Source organism: Bradyrhizobium sp. NBAIM03 (genome assembly GCF_020194055.1).
Taxonomy (GTDB): Bacteria; Pseudomonadota; Alphaproteobacteria; order Rhizobiales; family Xanthobacteraceae; genus Bradyrhizobium; species Bradyrhizobium yuanmingense.
The window spans coordinates 136,910-149,819 of record NZ_JADYVS010000021.1 but is presented as its reverse complement, the minus strand read 5'-3'; the positions used below and the strand labels follow the sequence as shown (position 1 = coordinate 149,819).

General features: G+C 61.4%; 6 protein-coding genes and 2 pseudogenes. 4 read left to right on the top strand and 4 right to left on the bottom strand.

All coding sequences use genetic code 11. From position 1 onward, the window contains the following. Positions 1 to 386: 386 nt before the first annotated feature. The 4 genes and pseudogenes from I6F21_RS27295 to I6F21_RS27280 form a co-directional block, all read left to right on the top strand. Positions 387 to 773 carry a hypothetical protein gene (locus I6F21_RS27295; protein WP_225145541.1) on the top strand — a complete coding sequence of 129 codons (387 nt, stop codon included), beginning with the start codon at positions 387 to 389 and terminating at the stop codon, positions 771 to 773. Beyond that, positions 770 to 1,396, top strand: a complete 627-nt coding sequence (locus I6F21_RS27290; protein WP_225145540.1) for a DUF6036 family nucleotidyltransferase — start codon at positions 770 to 772, stop codon at positions 1,394 to 1,396. The genes I6F21_RS27295 and I6F21_RS27290 overlap by 4 nt, the downstream gene beginning before the upstream one ends. A gap of 1,040 nt (positions 1,397 to 2,436) precedes the next feature. After that, positions 2,437 to 2,939: pseudogene (locus I6F21_RS27285) on the top strand (DUF6088 family protein); the annotation flags it as partial. Continuing rightward, positions 2,929 to 3,168 (top strand): annotated as a pseudogene (locus I6F21_RS27280) (nucleotidyl transferase AbiEii/AbiGii toxin family protein); the annotation flags it as partial. The pseudogenes I6F21_RS27285 and I6F21_RS27280, both read left to right, overlap by 11 nt. A gap of 74 nt (positions 3,169 to 3,242) precedes the next feature. Here I6F21_RS27280 and I6F21_RS27275 read toward each other — a convergent pair. The 4 genes from I6F21_RS27275 to I6F21_RS27260 form a co-directional block, all read right to left on the bottom strand. Beyond that, the gene (locus I6F21_RS27275) at positions 3,243 to 3,554 is read right to left on the bottom strand and encodes a hypothetical protein (protein WP_225130087.1); all 312 of its coding nucleotides are present in this window, start codon (positions 3,552 to 3,554) and stop codon (positions 3,243 to 3,245) included. A gap of 239 nt (positions 3,555 to 3,793) precedes the next feature. Further along, positions 3,794 to 4,282, bottom strand: a complete 489-nt coding sequence (locus tag I6F21_RS27270) for a hypothetical protein (protein WP_225183774.1) — start codon at positions 4,280 to 4,282, stop codon at positions 3,794 to 3,796. 23 nt (positions 4,283 to 4,305) lie between these two features. After that, positions 4,306 to 6,141, bottom strand: coding sequence for a hypothetical protein (locus I6F21_RS27265; protein ID WP_225183773.1), 1,836 nt, complete (start codon positions 6,139 to 6,141; stop codon positions 4,306 to 4,308). An 89-nt stretch (positions 6,142 to 6,230) separates the two neighbouring features. Next, positions 6,231 to 12,893, bottom strand: a complete 6,663-nt coding sequence (locus I6F21_RS27260; RefSeq protein ID WP_225183772.1) for a hypothetical protein — start codon at positions 12,891 to 12,893, stop codon at positions 6,231 to 6,233. Between the last annotated feature and the right edge of the window lie 17 nt (positions 12,894 to 12,910).

Genomic DNA, 12,910 nt, shown 5'->3' with positions numbered 1-12,910 from the left:
GAGACCGTTCCAGGGGCGGCAGCACAGCCACGCCGTGGCGTTTGGCGGGGCTGGTTGCAGGCCTGGATGAGCAGGATGGGGAATGCCAAGAAATGCTGGGGGCGCCGCCGAGGTATCGGCCATTAGCCGTTGTGGAACAGGCTGCATAATGAACAACATATTGATTTCGCTTGCTATTTTCTACAAAACCTTGGAGGGGTGCTTGCGGGTCGGTCCGTTAATCTTGGCTCTCGTTCGAGCTGTCCGCCCCGTTGCCCGGGCTTATGGGAACTGCTAGCTTGAACGGATAGGGAACATACCCCGTCCAAGAGGATTGGTGAGTAGCTGGATTTTTAAGGGTAGATGCCCTATTTTCCGTCCTGAGAGGTAGGTACTGGTCGAGAGCCATGAGCGTCCGGATCAACCGGGAATACGTGAATGACACCGCGAAGCTGATCATGCATCGGCTTATCGCGCGGCAGATCGGTCGCGACCCGTCGCTGGTCGAAAGGGCCAAGGATTCTTTGGCCCGTAACTCGCAACATTTCGAAGGCTACACTTTCGTTCGCGAGTGGTCGGACATGCTCGGCTTTCCTCCATCTACGGTACGCCGCCGTCTGACGAGCCGCGACGAAGAGATGACGCGTCTGCGTCTGTCCTCACCTTTCGTTTTGGCGGAAGGTATCAATTTCGAGGACGACACTCTGCGCCGTCGTATTTGGAAGGCGGCGAAGCGGATTGCTGAGAGATCTGCGATCCATCAGACCGCGGCACTTCCGCGGATGGCGGCGTGACACAAAACTCGTTTGTTCGAACTATTGAAGACCTTGTCGAGACGGTCAGGGTGATCGCCCGGCTGTTTAAAACCGACAAGGTCTTCATCATTGGCAGCCAGAGCATCTTGCTTTCATGGCCTGATGCGCCCGTCGTCCTGCGCACTTCTGGTGAGATCGACGCCTATCCGGAAAACGCGAAAATATGGGAAATCCAGCAGAAGGAGCTGGATCCCGAAGATGATCCCGAGGCCTCAGAAGAGATCAATGCTCTCTACGGTGAGGGCTCTACATTCCATCGGGAGCACGGCTTCTATATCGACGGTGTCGACGAGAATACCGCGCGGCTTCCTGGGGATTGGAATAAACGCGCGATTACCAAAACTGTCGATGTTGACGACAGGAAGGTTCTTGCCGTCGCACCATGTCCTGAAGACATTATTGTATCCAAGCTCGCTCGCTTGTCGGAAAAGGACAAGGAGTTCGTGGAGGGTTACCATAAGGCGCGGCCATTCAATCGCGATCTCGTCGTTGAGCGTATCAAGGCGACAAATCTGGAGGCCGAACTTCAGGACCGAGCCATAAGCTTCGTAAAGGGCCTTCCGGACGAGCCCAAAGCAGACGCTGCTCCTTGGAAGCGCTGATCCAGGTTCGGTGAGGGCCGCGCTCGGCAGATTGTCCACCTTCGAACCTGGCAGGCTCGCAAGGTTCGAGCCAATCTTGACGGGGCTGTCGGAAAGTTCGCTCGAAATTGCCGCTTGGAGCGATGCGCTTCGCATCCAGGTTCCTTGACCAGCACGCGACCGACAAGGCCTTCTGGCTCAGCGATCGTGGGTTCGCGGTCATCTATGCCGTTGCGACCGTACCGGGCGCTCTTGCCATTGTGAGGCAGCGGATCGCGGAAATACCCTTGCGGGATATGCTGGCAGCGGGCCGCTGAGAGGCGCTCGCACCGGCTGTCGAGTTCCTTTCGCCCGGCTACGCGCCCGCCGATGTCGCCCCGGTCCTGGCAAGGCTGCTTTCGACGATCGCGCAGTCCACCCGCGGCTCGACCTGCGGTGTTGAGCGAACCGCGCTGCTGCTCGATTCCGTGACCTCCCGGCTCGGCGCAGATGCGGCCAAGGCCTATGCGGCTGCATTGGCGCAGGAGGTCGAGTCTTACGCCGCCGCCGCGAACGACAACGCCGCCGGGATCACGATCGTGACGAACCTGCTGCGCTCGGCTCCTCTGGCCCGGAGTGCGTTCGCCTCGGATCCGAAGCAACTCGCAGGCTTGGCGGCGCGGGTTGAGTGCACCCTTTGTCGCCGCCCTTGTTCAATCCCTGCCGTCCGATCACGTCGTGTGACCGAGCTTCGGCGGGTCCTCTCGCCCGGGACAAACGAAAGCTTGACGGACTATCTGGTTCGTAATCGAAAGAGCGTTCTGACCGTTTTACGCCTGACCGTACGGGCCGACGGTTGGGCAAGCCACGATGTCGCGCAACTGGGCGTATTGTCGACCCTAGAATCCGACGTCGATGTCGCGCGCCCGGCATTCGACGCTCTCATGGCGACGGGAAATGTCCCCAGTCTTACGGAGGTCTTCGATGCGATGGCGCGACGCTTGCCGGATCCAGCGGGCGCGCCGGATGAGCGAGGGGGGAGGGCGGTCCGTGCGTTTACCCGAGCCGCACACGAAGCGCCGGACAGAGCAAGCCTCTACAGCCCACAGCGGTTGAACTGGCTCCTCGAAAGACTTCTGCGCGCGAGACGAGGGATATATTTGCGTCCAGGTGAAAGCCGTTTCGGAATTAGAGCTCCATCAGTCGAGAAAGTCGTCGAGGAAATCAAGGTTCGCAGCGGCGAAACCATCGTTTCCAGCGGCGCGGCGGCGGCCAATCATCTTGGTTTGACGACGCAGTACCTGTCCGTCAAGTTTATCTGACCTCTGGTCCTTCCCGCAGGCTCCGCCTTGGTAAGCAAGTCGTGGAGCTCAAGCATGCACCGCGTTGGCAGCTTGCCCTGGCGAACCGACGTGCAGGTGAGGTAGTGCGTGCGCTTGCCTGGGTGGGCCCACAGACGGCAGAACGAGCATTGAGGTCCATCAGTCAGAAACTGACCCCGACCGAAGTGAAGGAGCTGAAGTCCGCTGCTTCTTCCTTTCCGACTTGGCTTGCCAAGCCGGTAAGCGAACTCCGTGTCGGATAGATTTCTAAACCTGGCTGACGCCGAGCGCCAAGAGGCGCTCGGCGTTGCCGCGTCCAACTCAGGTCGTCCGGCACATCTTCTCGAAAAGGATGTCTGGGTCGTCTGGTGCCTGAACGCACTCTTTTCCTCGCCTTTGGGCGAACATCTTGTCTTCAAAAGCGGAACTTCGCTATCAAAGGCTTACGGTGCGATCCGCCGTTTTTCGGAAGATGTCGATCTCACCGACGACTCGGACGATAACCTTTAGCGGCAAGCGCCTGAGCGGGAGGTCAGCCTAGGCGTCGAGATGCCGGCGCGCCGGAGCTAGAGGCTATCCACGTGCCAATCGATCGCACGGGCTGTTTCATAGGCGTGCCCCTGACCCCGATCTCCCATCTTCACCGTCGACGGGTCGAGGTTGCGAAAGAAGAACACGACCTTGCCGGCTGTGTCGTTTGCATACACGCCCTTGTCGGGGATTGGCTTGGATAGCCACTTGCCCTGTTTCGTCGTCGATACGTTGGTCGCATTCCCAGGTTCGCCGGACTGCCAGGTGCTATCTGCGGCGAATAAATTAATCCAGTACCTATCTGGATCGCCATCAATGGCTTTCCCGCTCAGGCTTATGTTTGGCATTGTTGCTGCTTCTCCTCTAGGTAAATCGTTCTAGGCAATGACGGGAGTGGAGGGCGTGTACGGCGTGACGTGTTCAGACGTTCTCTTTCGAGGTCGTTTTGCGGGGAAGGAATCCATCTCTTCCGACGGGGCCGGCGCGACCGTAGCGCGCGAAAAGGCGAACGACAGAATTGAACTCATAGGCTCGAATGTACTCCCAAAGCGCGGCACGCCCCTCATTGGAGAGATGATTGATCCTGTCACCGGGGTTGCGGGATTTCGCCGAGCAGGACCAGCCAATACGAGAAGAGCTCGCCGAAGCCGATGGTCCCGATAACGTCGTAGCGAATGAGATGTTCGATCCGCTCCAGCCAGAGTAAAAAGTTATCGAAAGCGGAGCGGACGGCCAGATTTTGGTCCGTGAATGTTTTCTTTTCGATTTCTTCAGTTGGCTCCAGCTTCCAGTGGACGGCGAGCGCGGTGGGCGGGTCACGGATGTCGAAGGTCCGGCCCTTCAGCGTGTCTTCCTTCCAAAACTGGGCGTTGCCGTAGTCCAAAAGGCGCATGACGAAACGCACGTCCACATCTTCGAAGAATTCCTTTGTTTGGTCGGATGCCGCTAGCGCGCGCTCGCGCTGGCGGGTCAAGTTCGCCTGCTCACTATTCATCCGATACTGATAGAGGCCGAAGGCAAAACCGGCCGCGGTCAAAGCCAGACCTATCAGTGCTGCTGCATTCGAGTCGGGCATAGCAGGGTCCTCAATGGTGAACGCTAGTGAGCTGTGTCGCCTTTCCCGCTCCCCTTGTAGGCTTTCGTCCCTAGGTAAGTCGCGTGACTGATCAGCAGCACCGACGTGAAGGCACCTCCGGGGTCGGGCAGGCTCTGGATTCCAGTCAGCAGCACGTCTGGTGCGATTCCGCGGAGTTGCTCGACGAGCATCGCGAAATAGCCCAGGACCAGGGTGACGGTGAGCACGACATTCTGCAGCCGGGAAATATCGACGTCGCCCGAGTCGGCCACGTGTTCACCCACGAAGACGTCGGCAAGAGACGCCATCGTCGGGTCCGAACGGACTTCGACGGCCGAAGAGTCACTCGACCCCGTCAGCAGGCCACGATCGGACTGGTCGTTACTGTTCTTTGGCCTCCCACCGATCGTCGTGATCTGATCCGACGGCGAGCCGGCCATTCCGAATGCCTTCGTATTCAGGATTAACGCGGAGATCATCGGTGAGGCAAAGGCGATCCCGAGTGCGGCGGCGATGGATGCCGGGACCTGTGGGAACGTACCTGGTCCGCCAAGGCCAACATTGAAAAGCGCCGCGGTGGCGAAGCCGCCAAGTGCAACGATGGTCCAGAGCGTCACCTGCGCCCGCGCCAGGGATACGCGGTTACGCTCGTCGACCCAGATGCCGACCATGCGCCCCTTGGTCCCCAGGCCGAGCGCGATGGCGAGTCCGGCAATACCGAGGGTCATCGCCAGAAATTGCACGATGATCGACCGCGTGCCGGGAGTGTCTCGCAGTCCGAGAAGCGCATTCGCGATGCCGGACCAAATGGACGTATTCGGCGTGACCGCGATAATGCCGGCATCGACTGCGCTACGCACCACAAGTTCGCACGACAGCGTCGCGTCCGTTGCGGCCGCGCCATCTGTTTCTGGCGGCTTCTTCGACGGTGAAGCAGCGTTTGTGTCCGCCGCGGAAGGCCCATGGTCGAGGCAGCTCCGGATCGTAGCGAGAGCCATTCCGACCTTCGGTCCGTACGGAACGATCGGCTGGGCGGGAGCGCCCGGCGCAGGCGATGGGGCGGCCGGCGGCACCTGAGCGGCCGGTGGGGCGGCCGGCGGAGGCGCGGCAGGGGCAACTACGGCTGGCTTCACGTACTTGCCGCCGGCATCAAGGAAGCTGCAAACGCTCCGCTTCCAGTTGGGAAGCAGAGCTGCATCCGAGATGCAATTGTCGGCCAGCTTGTCGAGCACACGGTACTGGATGTCGAGATTTCGGAGTTGGCTCCGTGCATTGCCGTCGCTCTGTCCAGACCATATGGCCGAGATGCCACCGAAAACGAAGATTAAGGCCGCGATCGAACCGAGCCACCATGCGGCTATCCTCACCGGCTTGGGAACGCTCCATGATCGCGGCGCCAGGCCAGTTAGGCTATACGACGAGGTGAGGCCAAGTTTGCCGGGAGCCTCTTCGCTCGTTCCATAGAGGCGGTACGTCAGGCCTGATTTATCCTGGAATTCGAGGCCCTCGGTTGCGCCGGTCTTGTAGATCCAGTCGGGCGGCGTGCCGACGTCCTTCGATGGCGCGCCATTTCGGTCGATCTGCCAGAGCGTTGCTTGCTTGGGCAATGCGACGGCACTGTCGTAGCGGTTCTGCGAGATCTTTTCGGCAACGGCCTTCATGATCGTGTAGTTCGCCGCTTCGTCGGCAGACAGCATGTTGCCGGCGATTTTCATTTGATCCTGAAGCCCGTTCCAGCGCGCAGTTACTGCAATGCCGGCGACGACCGACCAGAGGCGTTCCAACGATTTTGCTGAGTCCGTTCCCTTTGCGGTCAATCCGCTCGTTTCTCCCAAAATAATTTTGGCGAGCCTTTCCACGTCCCCCTCAACCATTTGGTCCCCCGATGATGAGCGTTCTGCCACTAGTCTCGCGATCGTAAGTCACGATTGACGAATGCCTGGACGCGTCACACGAGCTTCCAGGGAATCGGCATCGACATTCCGAGCACCATTCCTTTGGCGTCCGGAGGATTCATGTCGAGGTCTCCTTCGATCGTTTCGTACTGAAAGAAATCCAACGGAAACGACGGCGCGGTCTCGAGATAGCCGCCCATCGCGCGCGTCTTTGGACGCAGAATGCGCAGGAAGCGGATCTGCCCGCCATCGCCGAGCTTTGGCCCCTCGTTCGGATCCTCGAATGTTGGCCAGTCTGGTTTGGCGAGGTTCAGCGATGTGGACGTCCCATCCCAGAGCTTGACCGCGACCGGGCGCTCCCGAACGCGATCGAGCGCATCGTGGATGTTGCGTGTCAGCACCAGCACGAGGACTTCCTCGAGCTGTCCCGCCTGCTGATCGGCCGCTGGCGCGAGCGATTGCAGTTTCTGCAACGGTCCTTGCGCCGTGGGCTTGCGCTCGATTGAGACTATGGTCCCCGTCACCGAGGCGGTGAGATCATCCGTCGACACCGTCGACGCAACTCCGTCGATGACGGCGTCGAACAGAGACATGGGCTCGGCAAACTGCCACCACAGCGATGGTGTAAACGTAGAAAGCCTTGCCGGCGAAACGGCCGCCTGAGCTCCCGTCGCCTTCATGACCATCGTGAGGGGCTGATTGATGGGAACCTCGATTGCACTGGTCAGCGGTAGGCACGCCACCGATAGCCAGCGATTTTCGCTCGGTGACAGAATCTCATCCGTCGTATCGCGTGCGATTCGGGCGCGCACCGCGATGTCACCGGCCGGCTTGTACGTTTCGCCTTTCTCCGGTTTGTCCCGGGCCGACACGATCAGACGTAACCGCACGTCACCGCCGGCCGGGACGTCCAGCGTCCAGGTGCCGGCATCGCCTAACTGCGTGAAGAATTGGAAAGCAATGCTCCGTTTTGCGCCGTCGTCCTTCACGCTGAATGCGATACGAACGAACTCGCTGTCGCTGTCGTCAGTGAATTGAAACCGGATCGCCGAGCCGTCCAGGTCTTCCGTGCTGGCAATGTCGATCGCGAGCCCTTCGTGCTCGGCGGGGAAGATGCCCTTGCCGACGACGTCCTTGAGGTCTTTGAAGTCTTCCGGCGCAAAGTCCCGCATAATCTTGCGGCTGTTGGACAGCCGGAAGCGGTTGGACGCATCGTTCATCGCCAGAAGGCGCGGTTCGCAATAGAATTTATTGTACGATGCTGGAGCCAGGCCCTGGCCGGTGAGGGCGGTCGCAGGGTCGATGCTCTCCGGAGCCTCGAAACGACGAAACTTCAGTTTCACGAACGACCAGGGAACAATGTCGGGTTTGACGGGTGTAATCATTAAACCGGCGTGATCGAAACGCCCGGCCTCTGTTGCGAGGTCGAAAGTGTAGCCGATGGGGCCGTCGATCCGCAGCGGTATGATCGCGCCGCCGGAGCCGGTTGCGCTCCGGATCGAGTCCGGGCCGTGCTCCTGCCAGTATTTGAGGGCATCTGTCGGCCCGTCGGTGCCGGCGTCGATATTGCGTTGGAGGGCGGCTCGTTCCGCAACCAATCTGTCGAGCGCTTCTCCGGTCGGCGGAGGGGTGCCGTCCGATGGATTCAAAAGCTTATCGATCGTCGCGACACGCGTTTTTCGTTCGGCTCGTGTCATCGGATGCCGGGCCATTTCGACCATGGCGTCGATGCCATCTCCGACATGGAAATTCGGATAGAGCGGTTCGTTAAACAAGGCCAGGAGCGGAGGAACGGTTCCCCACGCCATGGCGCGTTCGGTCAGTGGCAGAACGATCGCCAGACCCGGACGTTTGGGACGACGGTCGTTGGAACGATCGGCCAGCACCTTGTTCTGCCAGATCGCGCTGCCGTTGGGCCCCCGATGACTGGAGCGCATGAATTCCGGCCGTCCAGGCCGCATAGCCTTGTAGCGGCTTACGATGCGAAGACCGAAGCGCCACAAATTCATGCCGCCACGCCAGTCGAGGCTCTTGTCGAACAGGCGCGGAATGGGGTTGCTTGGGGCAGGATCGCTGCGCCGCCTCAATCCGCCATAGACATGGGCACGCTCGATGCGACGTTCGAAGATTTCGCCAACGTCATCGTTGCGACGGTCCGAGAACGATGTGTCGAACAGCTCCCGATACCGGGGTTGGTCGATTGCCTCAGCTCCGGTCGTGGCCAACCGGTACCATTGGTCGTCCTGCGGCCTGCCGCGCCAGCTCCAGCGTTGCGATTCGAGCGCAGCGAGATGGCAATAGCGCAAAGCCGGATACGTCGACGTTCTTCCTGTGAACGCCGCCGTCAATGAAATCCATGCCTGCTCGGCATATTCGGGGGCGCGGCGCAGGTCGATGTTCAGCGGCTGTGTTCCCAAGATCTCGGGCACGGCTTCGGTCGCAACTTCGAGCGTCAGCACCAGGGGGCCCGCCAGCCGCATCTTCGCGTCGATCGGACAGTGTCTGAGCGTGGCCTTAACGGCGGCCGAAAGCCGCTGGTCGCGCGTGAAAGGGCAAAGCTTGTCTTGCTTGTCCGGCAATCCTGCATAGACGCGCAACTCGTAGATACGACCTGGCAAGAGTGTGGCAGTATCGCCGGTCAGACCTTCCCGCCCGTTTGGATCGACCTTGATGGTCATGGACGGCATCGGCGCGACATGGCGACGGCCAGAGCCATCGAAGCCGAGCACGTCCTCGAGGGAGGTCCAGGCAGCTCCGACCGCTGCCATCTTGAACTTCCGAAAAGTTGGAAAGATGCATACCAGTTCACCGTACAACTGTGTCACGGCCGGATCATCGAGGGACCGATCGTCCTTGGTCTTGTTTGGGCTCGTTGCTACGCCGAGCGCGGCGTCGAGCGCCTTGGCAACGACCGGTCGGTTGGCCACAACTCGATCGTCGAACAGGGGAGGGTTGACCCATCGCCCGTAAGTACCAAATTCCACCGTCGGTCGTTGCAATCGGATCGTCATCTGGCGAGCGCCCGTCGCGGCGCCGACCTGGATGCCGTCGAGCACGTGGGTCGCGCGCATCTGATGGCCCGATTCCGGCGCAATTCGCGGCTTACCGACAGCGACGCTTGCGAAGTTTCCCGTACTGTCGAGCTGACTGACGATCGGTGTGACGATCGGGGGTTCGATGTCGACGTCCTTGTCCGTCGCGATAATGATCAGGACGTCTCGCCATTGCGCGATGTCGCTGGCGGGCAGCTGCAAGTCTTGCGTTGCCGCCGCAAAATCAAACTCATCCTCGGCCCATTCGGGCTCGTCAACTCCCGCGGCGATCGTCGTTATGGTCGTGAACGCTTCGACCCGGATCGCTCCGCTTCTGCCAATGTCGTGCGTCAATGTCAGCAGGTCGGTGATGGCTTCGCTCGGCCCCGAGCGGCCCCGGAACGTGATGGACAGCTTACGCGCTTCGTTTGTTTCAGGCCACTCCATGCGGCCGATGTCGATCCGCAAACCCGGGTCGGGACCGGCGCGGACTTCGAGGACGCCGGCACGTCCTTGCCGATCGAGGAAGAAACGTCCTTGCACATCGCCTCCGATGGTCACGGGGGCTGGCCGTATCGGTAGTTCACCGGCGAGCGGCACGACGCCGTCGGGAATCGCTTTGGATCGGTCGCCCGCAAGCCTTGGTGCGCCGATTGGACGTGTTCGTCGGTAGAGCGCTGACCGACGCACCGCATCCATGTTTGTTGCGATCTTGACCTGTCCCTTGAGCGGCCCGGTCGGTTCAATCGGCCGGATCGTCAATGGATCATTGGGATCATTCCGCAAGATCGGAGGTAGGGTCCCGCCGTGACCGATGACGTATGGGACGACGTGGAAGGCATAGCCGAATGATAGCGCGAACAGGCGATAGTCGGTGGCGCCATCGCCCGTGGTCGGCGGAAAGCGATAGGCTTCGATGCGGCGCGCGAACGAGGATGGAACGTTGTCTAGCGCGGCATCGGTGGCCATCTCGGCCACCCGCGAGCGATTGTCGTATGAAAGCAAGGCAGCGCGTATGCCGCCGATCTCTCCGACCTGCAGCGGGACCGGATCGACGATAGCTCCGCCGGCCCAGGCAAGATTACGGACCATCACCGCATTGGCTTCACTGAGCGCAGCTCGCGCCGAACCTTGCGACGAAGTGTCGGGGGCATGCAGCGTGGCAACGTTGAGACTACGCCACGCTTGGATCGGATCGCTCAAAGTGTCGGTACGGGCCATCAGGGCTCCCACACCAGACAGCCGGGTCCAAAGGTCGGCGGCACCGGCAATGCTCTGGAGCTGGTCGAAGCGGAAAACCAGTGGAGGCGAATCGACGGTGAGGCGGCCGCTGGAATCATCGCCGCCTCCTGACTCGTCTGTGGCTGATGGCACGAGGCGGCCGGCGAGACGAACGGCATCGCGGCGAGCGGCCTCGACGACGGTTTTCAGCAAATTGGCAAGTTTCTCCTCATCACTCCCGGGATTGGCAGCCGCGAATCCCGCATCGGTGAGCGCTGCACCGATGATCAGATCATACAATGACGCGGCGGGACGGCTGCCGTCGGCACGCTCGGCGCCGACGAGGGCGGCAACGCTGGCTATCAGCCGCTCGTCGAGTGGAAGCTGCGCAGCCGCATCTTGCTCGTTCTGGGGCTGGGGCGCGTCCCATGTCAATCGTCCGGCCGTCAGTCCAGGAATGTACGGCCCGATCACGGCCAATGCGAGATCGGCGCGAAGGCCGGGTCCGGTCGTGATGCGGTCCAACGCGGTACGTAGCGGCGTTGCAGTCGCGTCGGGCATGACGATGGCAACGTCCGGAATGTCTGAAACCTCTGCCTTCATCGACAGATAGAAGGCTGCCCCGAGCAGACGGTCGGCCGGCACAGGCGTGGAACCGCCGGCCGATAGCGTGACGGTGACCGCCGCATTTGCGTCAGGTCGGATGATCGCGATCTCGACGCGGATCGTCGCTCCACGCGCGAGCGTCGTTGCGATGACGGAGGCGCCATCCTGAAAAATGGCAACGTCCAACGTGGCAGACGCCGCCGTCCCGGCGATACGAATTTCGGGTAGGATCGGGCGACCTGGCGCCGTCACGAACGCGACGACTAGCTTGAAATCGCCTGCAGGTGGCGTGAGAGCGAGATCGAACGCCACTTTCGTCGGTGCCGCCGGCGCGATGGGGGCCGCGGAAGCGGCTGGCCCGAGATCCAGCACGGCGCCCGAAACTGGTTGGGTGGCTCCAGGGCCGAACGCTTGAGCGTCGGGGGGGAAAGTCAATGTCCGTGCGCCGATCACGCGAGGCGCAGCGATCAGCAGCGGATGAGGACCGTCGGACGAAAGATCCGGTCCGCCGAGCCAATTGCGTGCCACGAACTTCCGCAGGCCATCGTCTGACTCGATGCTCTCGATTTCGGGGGCGATGGCCGAGCCGGGCGGATCGAGCGGCAAGCCGAGCAGCCCCTTCAACCTGCGTGAATTGATGGAAGCAAAGCGGGCGCGGCGCGGATTGTTGCTGACGCTTCCGGGGTCACGTTCGGCGGCGCCCAGGATCAGGGCCGCTGTGAGATTCCAGAAGTCGGCTTGGCGGAGGGAGAGGCCTTCCAGTATCGAGAAGCCGGGTGGCAGCGCAATCGCGGAAGCGGCGCTGCGCCTGCCCACGACCCACCATGAAATCGAATCAAGCGCCACGAGAAACTTTGGCGTCGGTTGTGAGGCGAGATCCCGGGCAAGCGCGCGTCGCAGCTCGTCGCCGCCCGCCACCTTCGTGATTTCGCTCGTCACGGTGGCATCCAGCACGCCGAACACACGGGCCCACGGATCAACGACTTCGGCGATCCGTCGTGAGAGGGAGGCGGCCCAGTCCTCATCGGTCAAGCCGTGCCCGACGGCTGGCCTCTTGATCAGCATGGTCTCCATGTCGATGAGCCGCTGGGGATCGCCGGACGGACTGAGATCATCCCATGACAAGCTCGGTCGCATGTCGACGGACCCGTCCGCGAACATGGGCGCGGAACCAGGACCAGGCGTAGGTACAAGGTCGACGCGACAGAAGTCGCCGTTTTGATCCGACATCACGGTGGGACCGGCCGGATCGAGCGTGTAGGTACCGCCGCCGGTCGGACCGAACAACGGTGCCGCGATGAAAGTGGTGCTCTTGTCAGGCGCGGGGTCGATCGTAAATACGGTGAACACCTTGTTGGCAACCGGAACCGGGTTCGGCAATCCCGTCAAGCTTTCGACAAGCCCAAACACCGTGCGCCCAGTCACCTCTGCCGTACCCGCCGGCATGCACAGGGCAGCTTCGAGGCCACTCGTGTTGACGATCGAGGTGATTTCCTCCTCGAGCCGGCGGTGAAAGCGCCTGCTTCCGTCGGCGCCGGGAAGATCGAAATCCGCCGGCGCGTTGGCGGCCGCCGTGACGATGGTTCCGGCATCCAGATCCTGGATGGTAGGAACTCCGGTCACGTCGACGATGCGCCAGAATCGCCAGGCGGTGACGTCGTGCGGATTCCAGGTCCCGCTGCCATCCGCCAGGCGCCACTTCCAGGGCAGGATCTCACCGATCGCGTCCGTCAGAAGCGCTCCGTCGGATCCATCGATGACGGCGCTTACCCGTAGCGAGATCTGAGCCTTGTTGCTCACGTCTGGCAGACGATCCGCCTGGACCTTTATTCTGAGATTGCGCGGATCGGAAGCCATCGACGAACGGTCCTTGG

Excerpts from the sequence above, each read along its gene's own strand:
- I6F21_RS27295 (WP_225145541.1), top strand. The coding sequence starts at position 387 with ATGAGCGTCCGGATCAACCGGGAATACGTGAATGACACCGCGAAGCTG.
- I6F21_RS27260 (WP_225183772.1), bottom strand. The coding sequence starts at position 12,893 with ATGGCTTCCGATCCGCGCAATCTCAGAATAAAGGTCCAGGCGGATCGT.
- I6F21_RS27270 (WP_225183774.1), bottom strand. The coding sequence starts at position 4,282 with ATGCCCGACTCGAATGCAGCAGCACTGATAGGTCTGGCTTTGACCGCG.
- I6F21_RS27275 (WP_225130087.1), bottom strand. The coding sequence starts at position 3,554 with ATGCCAAACATAAGCCTGAGCGGGAAAGCCATTGATGGCGATCCAGAT.